At 63.8% G+C, this 18,076-nt stretch carries 17 protein-coding genes; 11 read left to right on the top strand and 6 right to left on the bottom strand.

The window, feature by feature from the left end; translation table 11 throughout:
* The first annotated feature begins 115 nt into the window (after positions 1-115).
* The 4 genes from I6L32_RS05785 (at position 116) to I6L32_RS05770 (ending at position 3,673) form a co-directional block, all read left to right on the top strand.
* The gene (locus I6L32_RS05785; protein WP_010675981.1) at positions 116-208 is read left to right on the top strand and encodes a YnhF family membrane protein; all 93 of its coding nucleotides are present in this window, start codon (positions 116-118) and stop codon (positions 206-208) included.
* 102 nt (positions 209-310) lie between these two features.
* On the top strand, positions 311-1,723 hold the full coding sequence (locus tag I6L32_RS05780; RefSeq protein WP_216944803.1) for a sensor histidine kinase KdpD: 1,413 nt from the start codon (positions 311-313) through the stop codon (positions 1,721-1,723).
* Positions 1,724-1,828: 105 nt separating this feature from the next.
* Entirely contained in the window at positions 1,829-2,338 is a 510-nt protein-coding gene (locus I6L32_RS05775; RefSeq protein ID WP_039039694.1) for a hypothetical protein, read from the top strand.
* Between the two features lie 54 nt (positions 2,339-2,392).
* The gene (locus I6L32_RS05770; protein ID WP_010675978.1) at positions 2,393-3,673 is read left to right on the top strand and encodes a sigma 54-interacting transcriptional regulator; all 1,281 of its coding nucleotides are present in this window, start codon (positions 2,393-2,395) and stop codon (positions 3,671-3,673) included.
* Positions 3,674-3,745: 72 nt separating this feature from the next.
* On the opposite strand, the gene I6L32_RS05765 is transcribed toward I6L32_RS05770, so the two are convergent.
* Positions 3,746-4,219 (bottom strand): DUF1097 domain-containing protein, encoded by a 474-nt coding sequence (locus I6L32_RS05765; protein ID WP_039039614.1) that lies wholly within the window; start codon positions 4,217-4,219, stop codon positions 3,746-3,748.
* Between the two features lie 371 nt (positions 4,220-4,590).
* Between I6L32_RS05765 and msrP the strand changes: the two genes are divergently transcribed.
* Both msrP and msrQ read left to right on the top strand, forming a co-directional pair.
* Positions 4,591-5,601 carry a protein-methionine-sulfoxide reductase catalytic subunit MsrP gene (gene msrP, locus I6L32_RS05760; protein WP_216944802.1) on the top strand — a complete coding sequence of 337 codons (1,011 nt, stop codon included), beginning with the start codon at positions 4,591-4,593 and terminating at the stop codon, positions 5,599-5,601.
* A gap of 91 nt (positions 5,602-5,692) precedes the next feature.
* Positions 5,693-6,346, top strand: coding sequence for a protein-methionine-sulfoxide reductase heme-binding subunit MsrQ (msrQ, locus tag I6L32_RS05755; protein WP_041214275.1), 654 nt, complete (start codon positions 5,693-5,695; stop codon positions 6,344-6,346).
* A 10-nt stretch (positions 6,347-6,356) separates the two neighbouring features.
* On the opposite strand, the gene I6L32_RS05750 is transcribed toward msrQ, so the two are convergent.
* Positions 6,357-6,605 carry a PepSY domain-containing protein gene (locus tag I6L32_RS05750; RefSeq protein WP_010675973.1) on the bottom strand — a complete coding sequence of 83 codons (249 nt, stop codon included), beginning with the start codon at positions 6,603-6,605 and terminating at the stop codon, positions 6,357-6,359.
* A 63-nt stretch (positions 6,606-6,668) separates the two neighbouring features.
* Between I6L32_RS05750 and I6L32_RS05745 the strand changes: the two genes are divergently transcribed.
* From I6L32_RS05745 to I6L32_RS05730, 4 genes are all read left to right on the top strand, one after another.
* A complete protein-coding gene (locus I6L32_RS05745; protein ID WP_010675972.1) occupies positions 6,669-7,001 on the top strand; it encodes a PepSY domain-containing protein in 333 nt (110 codons plus the stop codon).
* A gap of 87 nt (positions 7,002-7,088) precedes the next feature.
* Complete coding sequence (locus I6L32_RS05740) at positions 7,089-7,745, top strand: response regulator transcription factor (protein ID WP_005332666.1); 657 nt, start codon at positions 7,089-7,091, stop codon at positions 7,743-7,745.
* Between the two features lie 31 nt (positions 7,746-7,776).
* Positions 7,777-9,123 carry a sensor histidine kinase gene (locus I6L32_RS05735; protein WP_010675971.1) on the top strand — a complete coding sequence of 449 codons (1,347 nt, stop codon included), beginning with the start codon at positions 7,777-7,779 and terminating at the stop codon, positions 9,121-9,123.
* A 103-nt stretch (positions 9,124-9,226) separates the two neighbouring features.
* Complete coding sequence (locus I6L32_RS05730; RefSeq protein WP_010675970.1) at positions 9,227-9,688, top strand: hypothetical protein; 462 nt, start codon at positions 9,227-9,229, stop codon at positions 9,686-9,688.
* Between the two features lie 370 nt (positions 9,689-10,058).
* Here I6L32_RS05730 and torA read toward each other — a convergent pair whose 3' ends face one another.
* Both torA and I6L32_RS05720 read right to left on the bottom strand, forming a co-directional pair.
* Complete coding sequence (torA, locus tag I6L32_RS05725; RefSeq protein ID WP_216944801.1) at positions 10,059-12,539, bottom strand: trimethylamine-N-oxide reductase TorA; 2,481 nt, start codon at positions 12,537-12,539, stop codon at positions 10,059-10,061.
* A 22-nt stretch (positions 12,540-12,561) separates the two neighbouring features.
* Positions 12,562-13,692 (bottom strand): NapC/NirT family cytochrome c, encoded by a 1,131-nt coding sequence (locus tag I6L32_RS05720; RefSeq protein WP_216944800.1) that lies wholly within the window; start codon positions 13,690-13,692, stop codon positions 12,562-12,564.
* Positions 13,693-13,989: 297 nt separating this feature from the next.
* Between I6L32_RS05720 and I6L32_RS05715 the strand changes: the two genes are divergently transcribed.
* Positions 13,990-15,987, top strand: a complete 1,998-nt coding sequence (locus I6L32_RS05715; RefSeq protein WP_113069128.1) for a DNA topoisomerase III — start codon at positions 13,990-13,992, stop codon at positions 15,985-15,987.
* 72 nt (positions 15,988-16,059) lie between these two features.
* Here I6L32_RS05715 and I6L32_RS05710 read toward each other — a convergent pair whose 3' ends face one another.
* Entirely contained in the window at positions 16,060-17,415 is a 1,356-nt protein-coding gene (locus I6L32_RS05710; RefSeq protein WP_010675966.1) for a TrkH family potassium uptake protein, read from the bottom strand.
* Complete coding sequence (locus I6L32_RS05705) at positions 17,412-18,065, bottom strand: TrkA family potassium uptake protein (protein WP_041211920.1); 654 nt, start codon at positions 18,063-18,065, stop codon at positions 17,412-17,414. The genes I6L32_RS05710 and I6L32_RS05705 overlap by 4 nt, the downstream gene beginning before the upstream one ends.
* Between the last annotated feature and the right edge of the window lie 11 nt (positions 18,066-18,076).

Below are 18,076 nucleotides of genomic sequence, written 5' to 3'. Positions count from 1 at the left end.
CCTTGGGTTGGGCTCGTCTGAAATATATACGCAGCTCACGGTTATGGGATTCACTATGAATTAACATGTCGTTATCTGTTGTGATCCAACGCTGATTGGCAGAAAGGAGGTTTGCATGAGCGTAGAAATGAAATGGGCACTGTTGGCCGCGTCAGGGGCCCTTGCCATGATCATTGTCATCTGTGTGGCGTCCGTCGGCCTGGCGTGAATCCGGCCTCGGTGAGCAATCAAACCGGCTTTATGGCCGGTTTTGCTTTTTGGGGCAGTGCGGATATGCTGGCTCCCCCATGACGAATCGAGACCGCAGAAGATGACCAAGGTTCGGCCCCGCTCCCTGCTCCAGGTAGTACTGATGGGCTTCGTGCTGGTGCTGATGCCCCTGGGGGGCATGATCTGGCACGACAGTCAGGCTCTCTCCCACCTGGGCCAGCTCACCAGCGACGAGATGGAACGTGCGGTGCGGGACACTCGCCGGGCGACGCTGCTCTCCACCCAGGCCATCGATCTGGAGCGCACCCTGCGCCGCTATGCGGTCCTGGGTGATGACCGCATCCTGGCCAGTTATCGGCAGCAGCTGGTGCGCTACCGGGAACTGCTCGCGACCCATCAGGACTCCATTCCTGATGCCGAGGTCTACGGAGATCTCGAGGCGACGCTGGTCTGGCTCGACGGCCTGCAGGATCTGCGCAAGGCCAGGCAGGAGGCGACCAGCCCCCGTTTCACCGACTTCAACGAACTGAACCAGCAACTGGAAGTGGTCACCCGCAGCCAGGTGGATGATCACGTGACCCGCATGCGGGGCGCCATCGTGGAGCTGAAACAGCAGATCTGGTGGGTCAGCGGCTTCGTGGTCGGGCTCAGCCTGCTGCTGGTGTTGCTCTTTACCTACCTCATCATCCACCCGGTACGTCAGATTGAGTCGCGGATCCTGAGTCTGGGCGCAGGTGTCGAGCCGGATCAGCGCCCGGTGGATGGCCCGGCCGAACTGGTGCTGCTGGGGGAGCGGATCAGCTGGCTGCACGACAAGCTCAAGGAGCTGGAACAGCAGAAATACCAGTTCCTGCGCCACGTATCCCACGAGCTGAAAACCCCCCTTGCCGTGCTGCGGGAGGGGGCTGATCTGCTCTCGGAGCAGCTGGTGGGGCCCCTCAACGGGGATCAGCAGGAGATCTGCCAGATGCTGGAGGAGAACAGCCGCCGTCTGCAGACCCTGATCGAGCGGCTGCTCGACTTCAATCGCCTCAGCCAGCAGGAGGTGTTTACCCTGTCCGAGGTGCCCCTGGCGCCCTTGTTGTCAGACTTGTCCGAAGAGTACCGGCTCGCGCTGGAATCCAAGCAAATCAGTGTACACTTGCCGCCCGAGCCCATCAGCCTGCGGGCAGAGCCCTACCGCCTGCGACTCATCCTCGACAATCTCTTTTCCAACGCAGTCAGCTATGGCGCCAGGGGCGGACAGATCTGGATCCGCGCCGGGGCGGGAGCGGGTGGCGGCTGGCTGGAGGTGGCCAACGAAGGGCCTGTCATCCCTCCAGACGAGCGGGAGCGCATCTTCGAGCCCTTTGAACAGGGCAGCATAGTGCGCCAGGGATTGCTGAAAGGCTCCGGCATGGGCCTCTCCATTGCCCGTGAGTCTGCCATGAGTCTGGGCGGCGAGCTCAGGCTGATCGAGGATGCCCAGGCGGATGTCTGTTTCCGGCTGGATTTGAACGTGTGCCCGAACTGACGGGCGTGGCGGCGACCCCGCAGGTGCGGGTGGCGCCTTGACACCGAATATTGAGAGGAGCGGGCAGGTGCCTGTTCCCCACCAGGATCTGAAGTGACATTCAAGATGAAACGATTTGTGATTCCCGTATTGATGATAGGCCTGCTCGCTGGCTGTTCCCTGCTGCCTTCTACCAGCCTCACCGAGCCTTCCCAGGAGGCGATCGCCAGGCGGATGGAGTTTGCCAACAAGGAGATGCAGGTGCGCCTGCAATACTCGGACTGGCTGCTGGCCAGCCATCCCCAGCAGCGGATGCAGGAGCGCCAGCGACTGGCCGGCGCCACCGACCTCGAGAGCCGGGTCAGCCTGGCCATGGTCAACACCCACCCGTCCGAATCGGTGGCCAGCCGCCGGGCCGGGCTGGATCAGCTGAAGGCTCTGTTGCCGGAGCTCGGTCTCGATGCCCAGGCCTTCCTGCGCAGCTGGATCGCCCTCGGGGAGGAGCTGCTGGTGCGAGACAGCCGCCGCGACGATCAGAGTCAGGAGGTGAAGCGTCTGCGCCAGCAGATAGAGCAGCTCTCCGCCATCGACGAGCAGCTCAACCAGCGTAAGCTCAATGGGGGAGGTCAGCCATGACAGCTCCGGACCGCGCCGCAATGATCGCGTTTTTCGCCAAGAGGGGGTGAGAGCATGAGCCGTATTCTGCTGGTGGACGATGATGCCAGCCTGCTCAAGCTGATGAGCATGCGCCTGCGCAGCCAGGGTTACGAGGTAGATACCGCCGACAGCGCCGAAGGAGCGCTGGACAGGCTGCGCCAGCAACGGGCCGACCTGGTGCTGAGCGATCTGCGCATGGGGGGCATGGACGGGCTGGCGCTGTTCGAGCGGATCCAGTCCCAGTGGCTCGGCATGCCGGTGATCATCATGACCGCCCACGGCACCATTCCCGACGCCATCCAGGCGACCCGCTCCGGGGTGTTCAGCTTCCTCACCAAGCCCATCGACAAGGACGAGCTGCTGGTCACCATAGAACATGCTCTCAGCCTGACCCGTCCGAAGCAGCAGCAGGAGTGGCAGTCCCTCATCCAGACCCGCAACCCGCAGATGGAGCAGTTGCTGATCCAGGCGAGCAGCATCGCCACCATGGACGTGCCCGTGCTGATCCTGGGCCCCTCCGGCGCCGGCAAGGGGGTGATGACCCAGGCGCTGCACCAAGCCAGCCACCGCCGTGACAAGCCGCTGCATACCATCAACTGTGCGGCCCTGCCCTGGCCCGCGCTGGACTTGCAGCTGTTTGGCGAGGATGGCCAGTCCGGCCTGTTTGCCGAGGCCAAAGGCGGCACCCTCTTCCTCGACGAGATAGGGGATCTGTCGGAGTCACTCCAGGCCAAGTTGCTCCAGGTGCTGGCGGAGTATGGTCAGGGTACCCCCGAGGTGCGGGTCATCAGCTCCAGCCATCAGGATCTGGTGACCGCCATGGAAGAGGGGCGTTTTCGCGAGGATCTCTTCTACCGCCTCAACGTGGCCAACATCACCCTGCCGCCTCTGAGCGCCCGCAGCGAGGACATCCCCCTGCTGGCCCGTCAGGCGCTGGACGATTACCGCAACCGTCACCCCGATTGCGCCGCCCTCGGCTTCTCGCCGGAGGCGCTGGCCCTGCTGGCCGCCGCGGCCTGGCCGGGCAACGTGCGCCAGCTCTGCGGGGTGGTGGAGCAGCTCGCGAGCCTCTGCTGCAGCCCGGTGATCGGCGCGGCCATGGTGGAGTCGGCCCTGAGTGGCGGCGGTGGCGGCATTCCCTCGTTCAACGAGGCGCGGGCCGAGTTTGAAAAGGAGTACCTGATCCGGCTGCTGCGCACCACGGAAGGCAATGTGACCCTGGCGGCCAACATGGCGGGGAGAAACCGCACCGACTTCTACAAGCTGCTGAATCGGCACGGCATCGAGGCGGCCAACTTCAAGTCGAAGGGATAAATGACAGAGGGGCGGCCCGTCGATGACGGGCCGCCCCTCTGGTTTCCGACCGAATCGGTTACCTTGTCAGCCTCAGGCCGGGTCGCTGACACCGTCGGTGGAGAGAGTCTTCTGGGAGAGCCAGAGGCCGCTCGCCTTCATCAGATAGCCAAACAGGGCGCCGATGATGAGGGAGGGCAGAATGAGCCGCCACTCGCCTGCGGCGCCGAAGGTGGCACAGCAACCGGCGAAGGTGCCGGGAATGTAGGCGAGCCACTGCTGCCTGGCCTGCACGCACATCAGGGTGGCCACCACCCCTGTCATCAGATAACCCGCCATGCCGGCCCCCCACCAGGTCTCCCCGTGGATCAGCAGGAGTGCCCACAGCATGCCGGTGGTGTTGCACAGCAGGGTCTGCAACAGCGCCTTGTAACCGCCACTCGAGGCGAAGTAGCTGGTGCAGCCGAGGAAGCCGACCCAGGAGATGAGACCGAGTGCGGCGGCCAGTCCACCCCAGACGGCGGAGAGGATCCCGGTCGTGATGGCGATGGCGAACAGTGGGCTCATGGCGTGACTCTCAGTGGTTGAATCCGGAAAAGGAGGCAGCCTACTCCGCGGTGGAGCGGCAGCAAGCGGGGGCCGGATTGTGTGTGATCCCGATCACTCTTTGCAACTCTGGAATACGCTTGCGCTCGCGAAAAAAATTCATTGGAGGCGCCGCAGACCTTGTTCCATAGTTAGAGGCCCTGTCCTGCTCATGGAGTGAGTCTGATGGTGCCAAACGTGATCGTTCCTCTGCTGGTGTTCGTAGTGCTCTTTCTGGCCGGTACCATGGCCAAGGCACTGCCCCTTTACCAACTCATGTAATTCTGTGTGAAATAAAACTCGGCCGGGGCGGGTCTTATGGTTGTCAACCTCATCGTCCCGGGAGTTTTTTCATGTTGATCAAGCGCCGTACTTCTCATCACCCCACCGAACAGGATGTCACGCCGGAAACCGTCTATCAGGATCGTCGCCGCATCCTGAAAGGGCTGGGCCTGGGCGTCGGTGCCGTCACCCTGGCGTTTCCGGTGAAGGCCAGCCTGCTAGATCTCTTCGCACCGGACAAGCCGGCCACCGTGGCCCCCACCAGACCCCTCGACATCCGTGCCGCGACCCGGCCAGAGGGATTGATCCTCACCCCGGAGGAGAAGGCCACCACCCACAACAATTTCTACGAGCTGGGGACCGACAAGGGGGACCCGGCCCGCAACGGCCATTACCTCAGGCCCGAGCCCTGGACCCTGAAGGTGGAAGGGGAGGTAGCCAAACCCTTCACCCTGGATGTGTGGGATCTCATCAACAAGAGCACGCTGGAGGAGCGCATCTATCGGCTGCGCTGCGTGGAGGCCTGGTCCATGGTGCTGCCCTGGAGCGGCATTGCGCTGGCGGATCTGATCCGCCGTGCCGAGCCCACCAGTCGCGCCAAGTTCGTGGCCTTCGAGACGCTCTATGATCCGGAACAGTTGCCGGGGCAGGCCTCCCGTGCCCTGGGGGGCGGCATCGATTATCCCTATGTGGAGGGCTTGCGCCTCGATGAGGCCATGCACCCCCTCTCCTTCCTCGCCATGGGGCTCTATGGCAAGACCCTGCCCACCCAGAACGGGGCTCCCATCCGGCTGGTGGTGCCCTGGAAGTACGGCTTCAAGAGCATCAAGAGCATCGTCTCCATCCGCCTGGTGGAGGAGATGCCCCCCACCACCTGGAACCTGCTGGCCCCCAACGAATATGGCTTCTACGCCAACGTCAACCCGAGCGTGGATCACCCGCGCTGGAGCCAGGCGAGCGAGCGTTTCATCGGCGAGGGGGGTATCTTCGGGGCCAAGCGCCAGCCGACCCTGATGTTCAATGGCTACGGCGACGAGGTGGCGTCCCTCTATCAGGGGATGGATCTGCGTAAATGGTATTGAGACTGACGCGCTGCCCGACTGATCTCTTGCCTCCTTCTCCCCTGGTGGGCGAGGGGATGAGAAGCGGGAAAAACATGACGGGAACTGCAATATGACGCCGAGACTGAAAACAGCCCATATCAACGGCTTGCGGGCGCTGGTGCACCTTGGTTCGCTTGGCTTTCTGCTCTGGCTGGGCTATGCCGTGCCAGCCGGGCTGCTGGGGGGGGATCCGGTCCAGGGGCTGACCCATTACCTTGGCAAGGGGGCCCTTCACCTGCTGTTGCTGACCCTGCTGGTGTCGCCGCTCGCCAAGCGCTGGCGCCAGGGGCAGCTCATCAAGTTGCGCCGCCCCCTCGGGCTCTGGTGCGCCGCTTGGGCGTCCCTGCACTTCATGGTCTGGCTGGGGCTGGATCTGCAGTTCGACTGGGGGCTGATTGGCGGCGAGCTGGTGAAGCGCAGCTACATAGTGGTGGGCATGGTGGCGCTGCTGCTGTTGCTGGCGCTCGGCATCACCTCGATCCCGGCCCTGTTGCGTCGCATGGGGCCGGCATGGCAGAAGCTGCACAACTGGATCTACGGGGTGGCTCTGCTGGTGCCGGTACACTACTGGTGGTCGGTCAAGAGCGGGTGGCAGGAACCCCTCATCTATCTGGTGCTGGCCTGCGCCCTGCTGTGGCCCCGTCGGGAAAAGCTGCTGCGCCCCTGGCGCAGGCGAGCACAAGTGGCCGGGAGGGGGGCGGCGCAACAGCCGTCACGCCCATAGCAAAAGAGGCCTATTCGGCCTCTTTTTTGGTGATCTCGCCGGTGTTGGCATCGACCTGCAACTGGACGCGCTGATCGTCGGCATTCAGGGTATCGACCTCGAATTTGTCCCCTTCCAGCTCCACTTCCCGAATGTCGTGATACCCTTGTGCCAGCAACAACTTGACCAGTCCGGCCATGTCGAGACGTGTCTGCGCCGCCCAGCCAAAGGTGGAAAAGAGGCACAAGATCAGCAGGATACTGCGTGGGATCATATTCATTCCGGATTCATGGCTGGCACACTATAAACGGCATTATGTTAGGTTTTGAGAGATGAATCACCCATGAATAGCGCGCTGCCCCTGCTTGGATTGCTGCTGCCGATGCTGGTTCAGGCGGCCCAGCCGAACGAGGCCTTGCTGCAACAGGCGGTCAGCGAAGGGCGGGTCCGCCCGTTTCATGAGTTGATGGAGGTGGCCTCCCGCCTGCCGGTGCGCGTGCTGCGCGTCGATCTGGGTGAGGAGGATGGCGTCTGGCTCTACGAGCTCAGGCTCATCGACGAGGAGAACAGCGTCATCAAGGTGGGCTACCGGGCTGACAATCTGGAGATGGTGTGGCTCAAGGGTCACCATCTGGAGCGCCTGTTCGCTCCGCGCCCGCCCCCGGAAGAGGAGTAACGGCGTGAGTCCGCGAACCTGCCGCCGTCCGGTTCGTCCCCCCAACCGTTGCCGGTGCCGGCACAACCCTGTTTTGGATACCCATGTATGCGCATTCTGATAGTTGAAGATGAAAAGATCCTCGCGGGCCAGCTGGCGGAACAGCTGCGTCTGTCCGGTTTCGTCACCGATCTCTGCCACGATGGCAACGAGGCGGGCTTTCTCGGCGAGACCGAACCCTATGACGCCATCATCCTGGACCTCGGTCTGCCCGGTCGCGACGGCCTGAGCGTACTGAAGGAGTGGCGCAGCAAGGGGATGGACACCCCGGTGCTGGTGCTGACCGCCCGTGGCCAGTTGCACGAGAAGATTGAAGGGCTCAACGCCGGGGCGGACGACTACCTCACCAAGCCCTTCCAGGTGGCGGAGCTGGTGGCGAGGGTGCAGGCGCTGGTGCGCCGGGCGGCGGGGAACGCCAGCTCCATCCTCGAGATCGGTGGCGTGCGTCTCGACATGGCGGCCTCCCAGGTGTGGTACGAAGGGACCCCCATCAAGCTCACCGCCCACGAGTTCCGGGTGCTGGGCTACCTGATGCAGCACAGGGGCAAGGTGGTGTCCCGCAGCGAGCTGATCGACCACATCTATGCCCAGGATTTCGATCGCGACTCCAACACCGTGGAGGTGTTCATCGGCCGCATCCGCAAGAAGACCCACGCCGATCTCATCGAGACGGTGCGCGGCCTCGGCTACCGGATCAACGAATGACACCCTCGCAACCGATGGCGGGGTGGGTTGAATGAGGCTGGTACGCACCCTGCGAGGTCGGCTGGTGGTGATCGCCATGGTCTGGTGCGGTCTCTTCCTGTTCGCCACCGGCTTCAGCCTGCAGACCATGATGCGCAACTACTGGCAGGAGGCGGAGGCCGATGGCCTGCGCCTGCAGCTCTACGATCTGCTCTCCCGCCTCGAGATCCAGCCGGACGGCATGCCGGTGGTCACCGAGCCCATGGCCGACCCCCGTTATCGCCAGCCCTATTCCGGCTACTACTGGCAACTGGAGCTGGGGGAGACGGTGGTCAGTCGCTCCCGCTCCCTGTGGGATGCCCATCTGAGCGCCCACGGCCTGAAGTCGGCCTTCGGCGATCCGGATCTCTTTGTCGGCAAGGGGCCCAACAAGGAGCCCCTGCTCATCATGACCCGTACCGTGCTGCTGCCGGGGTCTGATCGGGTCTTCACCCTGGTGATGGCCAAGGACAGCAGCGCCCTGACCCAGACCCTGAAGAAGACGCGTATCAGCCTGTTCCTTGGCCTCGGCTTCGCCGCCACCGGCCTGGTGCTCGGCTTCATGTTCCAGATCCTCTACGGCCTGCGCCCGCTGCACCTGCTACGCCGCGAGCTGAGCCGCGTCCATCAGGGTCATCAGGAGGGGTTCCGGCTGCGTTACCCCCTGGAGATTCAGCCGCTGGTGGAGGATATCAACCGCCTGCTGCACCACTATGGCGAGCTGCTGCAACGAGCCCGTTCCCACACCGGCAACCTGGCCCACGCCCTCAAGACGCCGCTCAGCATCATGCGCAACCAGGTGACCCAGTTGCCGCCGGAGGATCAGGCCGCCCTCGGCGAGCAGCTCGACCAGATCCAGCGCCACATCGACTACCACCTCGGCAAGGCGCGGGTGACCGGCGCCGCCAAGATCCTCGGGGTGTCGACCCCGGTGCGGGCCCGGGTGGAGTACATCTGCCGCGCCTTCTCCCGCCTCTATCCCGGCAAGACGGTGGACTTGCAGGTGCCGGTCAATCTGGCGGTCGGGGTGGAGGAGCAGGACTTCGACGAGATGGTGGGCAACCTGCTGGAGAACGCCTTCAAGTGGTCCGCCAGCGAGCTGCGCATCTCCAGCGCCGAGCTGGGGGGCTGGATCACCCTGCGCATCGAGGACGACGGTCCCGGCATGAGCGAGGATCAGATCGCCAAGGCGGTGCTGCGGGGGGTGCGCCTCGACGAGAAGGTGCCGGGTTCCGGGCTCGGTCTCAACATAGTGTCAGACCTGGCGGAGGCTTACCGTGGCAGCCTCATCATGGGGCGGGCCGAGCTGGGGGGGCTCGCCGCTTCCCTCTCCCTGCCCAAGGTGGCCAGGGTCGAGTGACGGGGGGCCCCGTCGGGGGGGCCCCTTTTGTGCCGCCGTGCTGGCAAGGGTGCGGCACCCGGCATAAGATACGTCTCTTGTTTCAGGTGTAGGAAGGGTAGCAATGACTGACGATCCTTGGGCTTTGTGCCATCTCGATGATTCGTTCGATGCCTCGGTGCTGGGCACCAAGGGGGCCCAGATCCAGTGGTTCGAGGACAGGGATGCCCTGATCCAGTTCCTGCTGGAGGATTTTGTCGACCTGCTGGCCGACGTGGGCGAGCTGGACGAGGATCAGACCGAGAGCGCCCGCGAGCGCTTCACCCTGCTGGTGGAGCAGAGCCTGGATGATCGCACCCTGATGGATGCCATCAACGATCTCGCCTCCGGCCTGCGCCGCATTGCCTGGCTGGGGCCCCTCTCCGAACTGGCGGAGTTGAGCGACGACTTCGCAAGCGGGCTGCGTGCCTTCTTCTGGAGCCAGTATGACGGTGACGAGGATGACCCCGAGGCCTGGGTGCCGGAAGATCTCTGGCCCCAGCTGGTGGAGTGTGCCGAAGAGTACATGGTGGAAGGAGACTTCTGAGCCACCTTGTCCGCGCTCTGGCTGCAAGGCGGGTGGAGTGTGCCGAAGAGTACATGGTGGAAGGAGACTTCTGAGCCACCTTGTCCGCGCTCTGGCTGCAAGGCGGGTGGAGTGTGCCGAAGAGTACAGGGTGGAAGGAGACTTCTGAGCCACCTTGTCCGCGCTCTGGCTGCAAGGCGGGTGGAGTGTGCCGAAGAGTACAGGGTGGAAGGAGACTTCTGAGCCACCTTGTCCGCGCTCTGGCTGCAAGGCGGGTGGAGTATGCGGAAGAGTATATGGTTGAGGGTGACTTCTGATTCTGAGCCACACCACAAACTGCGATAAGAAAACGGCGCCTTGATGGCGCCGTTTTTGTTGCTCAGTCCTCTACTCAGCCGTTGGCCGGTACCTCGTGCGCCGTGTTGGCGAGCACTGGCCCGATATACTTCTCTATCTGCAATTGGGCCATGTGGCCGCAGTTGCCCTGGGCCAGACTGGACGAGCCTTCGTCGAAGGTGAGGCAGTTGACGTTGCCGTTCTTGCAGATGCTGCCCGCTTCGCCCGGCTTGGCCGGATCGTACCAGGCCCCTTCACACACCCGCACTACCCCGGGCCGGATATCGGCGGAGATCAGGGCCCCCACCAGGATCTGGCCGCGCTCGTTGAAGGCCCGCACCAGATCCCCCTGAGCGATGCCGCGCGCTTTGGCGTCGTCCGGATGGATCAGGATCGCCTCGCGGTCGGCGATGGCGAACTTGTCCCGCAGCGGGGTGTTGTCGAGCTGGGAGTGCAGCCGCTGGGTCGGGTGGGAGGTGTTGAGCGACAGCGGATAGCGCGCTGCCACCTCGCTCTTCACCCACTCCTTGGGCTCATACCACTTGGGATGGCCGGCGCAGTCGGCATAACCCATCCCGGCTACCGTGTTGGAGAAGATCTCGATCTTGCCGGACGGGGTACCGAGCGGGTTGAGCAGCGGGTTCTCGCGAAAATCGGCGTGACGGATCCACTGGCGGTTGGCCTCGGGGATCGGGAAGCGGATGTAGTTGTTGGACTCCCAGAACATATTGAACGGCGGTAGCGCGACGCGGGCGCCGCGGGCCTGGGCCGCCATGCCGTCGTACATCTGCTTGAGCCACAGCATCTCGTCCTTCCCTTCGGTGTACTGCTCCTGCACGCCCAGCTTGGCGGCGATGGCGCTGAAGATGTCGAAGTCGTTGCGGGCTTCAAACTGGGGCGGCACGCACTGGTGCATCGGGAACACATAGCGCTGGGAGTAGTCGCCACCCATCTCCAGATCGTTGCGCTCGTAGCTGGTGGTGACCGGCAGCACGATATCGGCGTGCTTGGCAGTCGCCGTCCAGTAGGGCTCGTGGACGATCACGGTCTGCGGCTTGCGCCAGGCCTGCAGCAGGTTGTTGGTGTCCTGATGGTGGTGGAAGGGGTTGCCGCCCGCCACGTAGACCAGCTTGATGTCCGGATAGGTCACCTTGCGGCCGTTGAAGTCGATGGTCTTGCCCGGGTTGGCGAGGCAGTCGGCGATGCGGGCCACCGGGATGGGGGCCGGGCTGTTCTTTGGTGCGCTGCCAGCGGAGATGCCCGCCAGAATGCCGCCCTTGGCGGTGGGGCTGCCACCGGAGGAGTAGTGGTAACTGAAGCCGTAGCCGCCCCCCGGCAGGCCGATCTGGCCCAGCATGGCGGCCAGAGTGACCAGCATCCAGTTGGGCTGTTCACCGTGGTGCTGACGCTGCATGCCCCAGCCCGCCATGATCATGGTGCGCTTGGCGGCCATGTCGAGGGCCAGCTGGCGGATCACCTTGGCATCGACGCCGCAGATGGCGCTCGCCCACTCGGCGCTCTTGGGCTGACCGTCATCCTTGCCGAGCAGATAGTCCAGGAACTTGTCAAAGCCGACTGTGTAGCGATCGAGGAAGGCCTGATCGTGCTTCTTCTCGCTGTAGAGGGTGTGGGCCACACCCAGCATCATGGCCACGTCGGTGTAGGCGTTCGGGGCAATCCACTCGGCATTGGCCTGCTTGGCGGTCTCGTTGTAGACGGGATCGATGCTGATGACCCGGGTGCCTTTCTCTTTCAGCGCCTTGAAGCCGGCCTGCCCCTCGTGATCCGGCATGTTCCAGCTGTTCTTCAGGGTCACCTGGGCGTTGACCCCCCAGAGCACCACCAGTTCGGCGTGCTCCACCACGTTGGGCCAGGCGGTCTGCTGCTCGTACACCTCGATGGAGCCCATCACGTGGGACATGATCACCTGGGCCGCGCCGGTGGAGTAGTCACCGGCATAACCGGTGAAGCCGCCCGAGAGGTTCATCAGGCGGTGCAGCAGGGTGCGGCTGTTGTGGAACATGCCCACGCTCTTCCAGCCGTAGGATCCGGCGTGGATCGCCTGGGGGCCGAAATCAGACTGGACGCGCTGGATCTCGCCGGCCACCAGTTCGATGGCCTTCTCCCAGCTCACTCGCACCCACTCGTCGGCACCGCGCAGCTCCGGTCTGGCACCCGGGCCGTGCTCCAGCCAGCTCTTGCGCACCATGGGGTACTTGATGCGGTTCTTGGCGTGGACCTGGAACGGCGCCATGTCGATGAGATCGTTCGGCGCCGGGTCATCGGCCACCGGCTGGACCCGCACCATACGGCCCTCGGAGACGATGGCCTCGAAGGCTCCCCAGTGGGCGCCGGTCAGGATGCCCTTCTGGGCGGGCACCAGGGTGGGGAACTGCTCAAGGGCCGTGCTGACGGCCTTGGCCAGGGCGCTTTTCGGGAAGAGACCGGCCAGCAGGGGCAGGGCGGCACAGGCCCCCAGCCCCTTGAGCAGAGTACGGCGGGAGAGGTTGGTCTGTTGGTCATTGAAAAAAGTCATGGGAGAGTCCTCTGTTCCAGCCTTAATGGGCCGCGCTCATGTCGCTGGCATGTTTCTGCACGTATTGGGTGAGCATGCGCGCCTGCTCCGGGGTGAGGGAGGTGCGAGACTCCATCCCCTTGATGACGCCGATCCACTGGTTGGCGTTGAAGTGATCCAGCGCGGTGAGGCCGTGACAGCCGGTGCAGTTGTTGGACATCAGGGTGGAGGCGTATTGCCACAGCTTGCCCTGGTCGCCGATGAGCTGGCTCTGGTCGACCCAGGCGGTCAGGCTGACCTGATGCCAGGTGAGGTTGGTGGCGCTGTCGGTCTCGCTCTTGCCGGTCACGAGGGCTTTTCTGGCGGCTTCGCCGACCAGCACGCTCAGGATCCGTTTGCCGGGGGCGGCGTAGAACACCTCGTTCACCCCGTCCTGCTGCCAGCCGTCGATGCGCACCTGGGCGCGGCCGTTGTCGTTGGCCAGCACTTCCACCTGGGTGGAGGGCATCAGGGTGCCTTCATCAGTCTTGGCGCCGGCATCCAGATAGAGCGGGGTGGTGGCAATGGCATAGCGGGTGGTGACGGTGGCCGGGGTCTGGGCGGCGGCTTGCGCCAGCTCGCTGGCACCGGCGGCAGCCAGGCCGCTCATGTCCGGCATGATGTGGGCGACGCCGCGGTGGCAGTCGATGCAGGTCTGACCCTCCTTGATGGCGACCGGGTGCTCGGCGCGGGCATTGGGGCGCTGGGCCAGGATGTCCATGGCGGCGTAGCTGTGGCAGCTGCGACAGGTGGCGGAGTCATTGGCCTTGAGCTGATCCCACACGGTCTGGGCCATGCGCAGCTTGTGGGCCTCGAATTTTTCCGGGGTGTCGAGGGTGCCGATCGCCTCGTGATAGATGTCTTTCACGGCGCGGATCTTGGTCCAGAGATAGGCGGCGGGTTCACTGGGGATGTGGCAGTCGGCGCACTCGGCGCGGATCCCCTTCACGTTCTGGAAGTGGACACTGCCCTGATATTCGGCGAGGGGGGTCTGCATGGAGTGGCAGGAGACGCAGAACTCGGTGGAGCTGGTCTTGTGCAGCACGGTGACGGTGACGCCCAGTGCAGCGACCCCCAGCAGGGCCCCGAGCAGCAGAAGCCAGAACCAGGTCTTTCTCAACAGTTTTCCAAGCATGGTGACGGTGTCCTTCGAATTCGGGTATTACCAATATAGTAGTAGTCCCAAGATTCGATGGGTTGACCTCGGTCATGATTTTTATTTCGACATGTAAGTAATTTTTGGTTTTTTTTTTGTTTGGGCATGCTTTTTTGAATTTTAATCGCACTTTTACCCTTCAACGGGAGCGGGATGTCCTGTGATGGGGGCGATGCCCAAGCCGGGGCGGGGAGGCCGCGCACCACCCCGGGGCTTGGGGTTTGCGGTGAGAGGATTGTATACTGTTCACATATACAGTATTCAGGTGTATCCATCATGCGACTCTTTATCGCCGAGAAACCCAGCCTTGGCCGTGCCATCGCCGATGTCCTCCCCAAACCGCACAAGAAGGGGGAGGGTTTCATCGAGACGGCGCAGGGAGACGTGGTGACCTGGTGCATCGGCCACCTGCTGGAGCAGGCCGAGCCCGATGCCTACGATGCCGCCTACAAGCAGTGGCGCATGGAATCCCTTCCCATTGTCCCGACCCAGTGGCAGCTGGTGGCCAAACCCAAGACCAAGGCCCAGCTGGCCGTCATCAAGGGGCTCATCAAGCAGGCGGACTGCGTGGTCAACGCCGGTGACCCGGACAGGGAAGGGCAACTGCTGGTGGACGAGGTGATCGACTTTCTCGGTTATCCCAAGACCAAACCGGTTCAGCGCTGCCTCATCAGCGATCTCAACCCGCCCGCCGTGCGCCGCGCCCTCGACAAGCTCAGGGACAACAAGGAGTTCGTGCCGCTGGCGGTGTCGGCGCTGGCCCGTAGCCGTGCCGACTGGCTCTATGGCATCAACATGACCCGGGCCTATACCCTGCTTGGCCGCAAGGGGGGTTGCAGCGAACTGCTGTCGGTGGGCCGGGTACAGACCCCCTTGCTCGGTCTGGTGGTGCGCCGGGATCTCGAGATCGAGGCCTTCGTTCCCAAGCCGTTCTACGAGGTGATGGCCCATCTGCTGACCCAGGGCAACGAACGCTTCACCGCCAGGTGGCTGCCATCGGAGGCCTGCCTGCCCTGGCAGGATGAGGAGGGACGGGTGCTCAACCGGGCGCTGGCCGCCAAGGTGGTGGAGCGGATCCAGGGGCAGCCCGCCCGGGTGGAAGCGGTGGAGGAGCAGGCGCGCAAGCAGGCGGCGCCGCTCCCCTACAACCTCTCCAGCCTGCAAATCGATGCGGCCAAGCGCTTTGGCATGGATGCCAAGCGGGTGCTGGATATCTGCCAGAGTCTCTACGAGCGGCACAAGCTCATCACCTATCCCAGATCCGACAGCCGCCATCTGCCGAGCGAGCACTTCAACCGGGCCGGCCAGGTGCGGGAGGCCATCGCCAGCACGGCCCCTGCGCTGGCCAGGGCGGTAGCCGAAGCGGATGGCAGGATCCGCAGCAAGGCGTGGAACGACAGCAAGGTGGATGCCCACCACGCCATCATTCCCACCGAGAAGAGGGGGAGCGAGGGGAGCCTGGGGGCCGACGAGGCGAAGCTGTACGGCCTGATTGCCCGCCAGTATCTGCTGCAGTTCTACCCGCCGTTCGAGTACAACGACAGCAAGGTGTTGCTGCGCATCGCCGGAGGGCTGTTCCAGGCCAAGGCGCGCCGCATCCTCAAGGCGGGCTGGAAGGCGCTGCTCGGGGTGGAAGAGGATGACGAGGAGGAGGCGGGAACCCTGCCTGCCCTGAAAGAGGGAGAGGAGCTGCTGTGCGAGCGGGGGGAGCTGCTGGAGAAGATGACCCAGCCCCCCAAGCCGTTTACCGATGCCACCCTGCTGGCCGCCATGACCGGCATCGCCCGTTATGTGCAGGATCCCGAGATCCGCAAGACCCTGCGGGAGACCGACGGTCTGGGCACCGAGGCGACCCGGGCCGGGATCATCGATCTGCTGTTCAAGCGCCGCTTCCTGGTGCGCCAGGGCAAGAGCATCAAGGCCACCCCGACCGGGCGAGCCCTGGTCCAGGCGCTGCCTGCGACCGCAACGACACCGGACATGACGGCACTGTGGGAGCAGAGTCTGGGGCAGATCGCCGAACGTCACGGCAGCTACCAGCAGTTCATGGGGCCGCTCACCGAGCAGCTCAACGGCCTGATCGAGGGGGCCCGGCAGGATTCCGGCGCCAGCTTCAGCGCGCTGCCCAAGGCGGCGCCCGGTGACAGCAAGCACCGCTTTGTCCGCCGCAAGCGGACTGCGTCCACCGCCGCACGCCCCCGCACGAGCAAGAGTGCTGGCAAGAGTACGGGAAAGAGCTCTGGCAAGGGGACGACCAGGGGCAAGGCGGCCTGAGGCTGGCGCGCGCCGTGATCACATAGAAAAGAAAGAGGGGCCGGAGGCCCCTCTTTGTATGGATGGGATGGCTTACCCCGTGTAGACGCTCTCTTCCGGATAACGGATGCGGGTCTCCACCGGACGGGCCAGCATGATGGCCAGGGTGAGGGGCCCCAGACGGCCACAGATCATCACCAGCACCAGGATCAGCTTGCCCGGCTCGCTCAGTGAGGCGGTGATGCCGGTGGACAGACCCACAGTGGCAAAGGCAGAGATGGTCTCGAACATGATCTTGTCGAAGGGTTGCGACTCCGTGAGCATCAGCAGGAACATCGCCAGCATCAGCACCATGGTACTGACGATGATGATGGCCAGGGAACGGGTCACTATCTGGGGTGACAGGGTGCGGCCGAAGGCGGTGACATGGGGGCGCTTGGTCAGAAACGCCCGGGTCGCCAGCAGGACGACGGCAAAGGTGGTGACCTTGATACCGCCCCCGGTGGAGGTTGCCCCGGCACCGATGAACATCAGCATCATCATGAACAGCAAGGAGGCCGGCACCATCTGGCCGATATCCACCGTGTTGAAGCCCGCCGTGCGCGCGGTGGCCGACTGGAAGAAGGCTGCCAGCCACTGGCTCCCGAAGGAGGCGTTGCCCAGGGTGCCCGGGTTGTTGTGCTCCAGCAGCCAGAACATCAGGGTCCCCAGCAGCAGCAGGGCAGGGGTCATCAGCAGCATCAGCTTGCTGTGCAGTTTCAGCTTGCGCCAGCGGCGGTTGCGCACCAGGTCGACGATGACGGTGAAGCCTACCCCCCCCAGGATCAGCAGGGCCGGTATGGTCAGGCTGATGATGGGGTCATCCCGGTAGTCCATGAGGTTGTTGGCAAACAGCGAGAAGCCGGCGTTGTTGAAAGCTGACACCGCGTGGAAGAAGCTGACGTAGAGGCCGTGGCCCCAGCCCATGTCGGGCACCCAGCGAATGGCCATGATGGCGGTGCCGATCAGCTGGGCAATCAGGGCGAACAGGACGATGCGCTTCACCAGCTGGACGATGTTGACGGATCCCTCCTGGCCCAGTGCCTCCTTGGCCAGCACCTGCTGGCGCAGCCCGACCCGCTTGCTGAACATGGCGATGAGCAGCAGTGTCATGGTCATCTGGCCGAGACCGCCAATCTCCATCAATATCAACAGGATGATCTGCCCCTGCAGGGTGAAGGCGGTGCCGGTATCCACCACCCCGAGGCCGGTCACGCTGATGGCCGACGTGGCGGTGAACAGGGCGTTGATGACGGTGACCTCACCCTTGTGGCTGGAGGGCTGGACCAGAAACAGGGTGCCGACCAGCAGGATGATGAGGAAACTGCCCAGGATGAGTTTGGCCTCGCTCCAGCGGGAGTTGTCTTCCCGGTGCAGGGTGAAGGCGTAGTTGCTGCGCCAGTTGATCATAGGGTGTCGAGCCAGTGATCGATGGCGTGCTTGTTGCCGGCCAGGATCAGGATGTCACCGAGTTGCAGCTCCATCTTGCCGGTCAGGACGTTGTGGAGCACCTCGCCACGCTTGATGGCCAGCAGCTGGAAATCGCTTTGCTGCAGCAGGTGCAAATCTGCCAGGGTGCGGGTGTTTTGCTGCAGGCCGATCACGAACTCGGTCAGCACCATGTCGTGACCCAGCTCCAGGTAGTCGAACAGCCGGTTGTCCAGCATGCTCTGGGCTACCCGGCGGCCCATGTCCCACTCCGGGTTGATCACCTTGTCCGCGCCCACCTTCTGCAAGATCTTGGCGTGGAACTTGTCGCGGGCCTTGACCCAGACCTTCTTCACGCCCGCCTCTTTCAGCACCAGCGTGGTCAGGATGCTGGTCTCCAGGTTGTCGCCGATGGCGACAAAGACGATGTCGAAATTCGCCAGGCCCAGTTCGGCGACCGTGGCCTCGTCGGTGGCATCGGCCACGATGACGTGGTTGCAGAGGGTGGCTATCTGGCGGGTCTTGCTCTCGTCGATGTCGATGGCCAGTACCTCGGCATTCTGGCGCTGCAACTCTTCGCACAAGGCGCTGCCAAACAGGCCCAGGCCGATGACGGCGAATTGATTGTTCATACATGCTTCCT

Origin of the sequence: Aeromonas sp. FDAARGOS 1402, assembly GCF_019046925.1 — a bacterium.
Lineage (GTDB): Bacteria > Pseudomonadota > Gammaproteobacteria > Enterobacterales > Aeromonadaceae > Aeromonas > Aeromonas caviae.
This window is presented reverse-complemented; position numbering and strand designations above follow the sequence as displayed.

What these genes read in the sequence shown, in the direction of transcription:
- I6L32_RS05710 (WP_010675966.1), bottom strand. Translation starts at nt 17,415, where the DNA reads ATGATCAACTGGCGCAGCAACTACGCCTTCACCCTGCACCGGGAAGAC.
- I6L32_RS05740 (WP_005332666.1), top strand. Translation starts at nt 7,089, where the DNA reads ATGCGCATTCTGATAGTTGAAGATGAAAAGATCCTCGCGGGCCAGCTG.
- torA (WP_216944801.1), bottom strand. Translation starts at nt 12,539, where the DNA reads ATGACTTTTTTCAATGACCAACAGACCAACCTCTCCCGCCGTACTCTG.
- I6L32_RS05705 (WP_041211920.1), bottom strand. Translation starts at nt 18,065, where the DNA reads ATGAACAATCAATTCGCCGTCATCGGCCTGGGCCTGTTTGGCAGCGCC.
- I6L32_RS05775 (WP_039039694.1), top strand. Translation starts at nt 1,829, where the DNA reads ATGAAACGATTTGTGATTCCCGTATTGATGATAGGCCTGCTCGCTGGC.
- msrP (WP_216944802.1), top strand. Translation starts at nt 4,591, where the DNA reads ATGTTGATCAAGCGCCGTACTTCTCATCACCCCACCGAACAGGATGTC.
- I6L32_RS05715 (WP_113069128.1), top strand. Translation starts at nt 13,990, where the DNA reads ATGCGACTCTTTATCGCCGAGAAACCCAGCCTTGGCCGTGCCATCGCC.
- I6L32_RS05730 (WP_010675970.1), top strand. Translation starts at nt 9,227, where the DNA reads ATGACTGACGATCCTTGGGCTTTGTGCCATCTCGATGATTCGTTCGAT.
- I6L32_RS05735 (WP_010675971.1), top strand. Translation starts at nt 7,777, where the DNA reads ATGAGGCTGGTACGCACCCTGCGAGGTCGGCTGGTGGTGATCGCCATG.
- I6L32_RS05785 (WP_010675981.1), top strand. Translation starts at nt 116, where the DNA reads ATGAGCGTAGAAATGAAATGGGCACTGTTGGCCGCGTCAGGGGCCCTT.
- I6L32_RS05750 (WP_010675973.1), bottom strand. Translation starts at nt 6,605, where the DNA reads ATGAATATGATCCCACGCAGTATCCTGCTGATCTTGTGCCTCTTTTCC.
- I6L32_RS05745 (WP_010675972.1), top strand. Translation starts at nt 6,669, where the DNA reads ATGAATAGCGCGCTGCCCCTGCTTGGATTGCTGCTGCCGATGCTGGTT.
- I6L32_RS05770 (WP_010675978.1), top strand. Translation starts at nt 2,393, where the DNA reads ATGAGCCGTATTCTGCTGGTGGACGATGATGCCAGCCTGCTCAAGCTG.
- msrQ (WP_041214275.1), top strand. Translation starts at nt 5,693, where the DNA reads ATGACGCCGAGACTGAAAACAGCCCATATCAACGGCTTGCGGGCGCTG.
- I6L32_RS05720 (WP_216944800.1), bottom strand. Translation starts at nt 13,692, where the DNA reads ATGCTTGGAAAACTGTTGAGAAAGACCTGGTTCTGGCTTCTGCTGCTC.
- I6L32_RS05780 (WP_216944803.1), top strand. Translation starts at nt 311, where the DNA reads ATGACCAAGGTTCGGCCCCGCTCCCTGCTCCAGGTAGTACTGATGGGC.
- I6L32_RS05765 (WP_039039614.1), bottom strand. Translation starts at nt 4,219, where the DNA reads ATGAGCCCACTGTTCGCCATCGCCATCACGACCGGGATCCTCTCCGCC.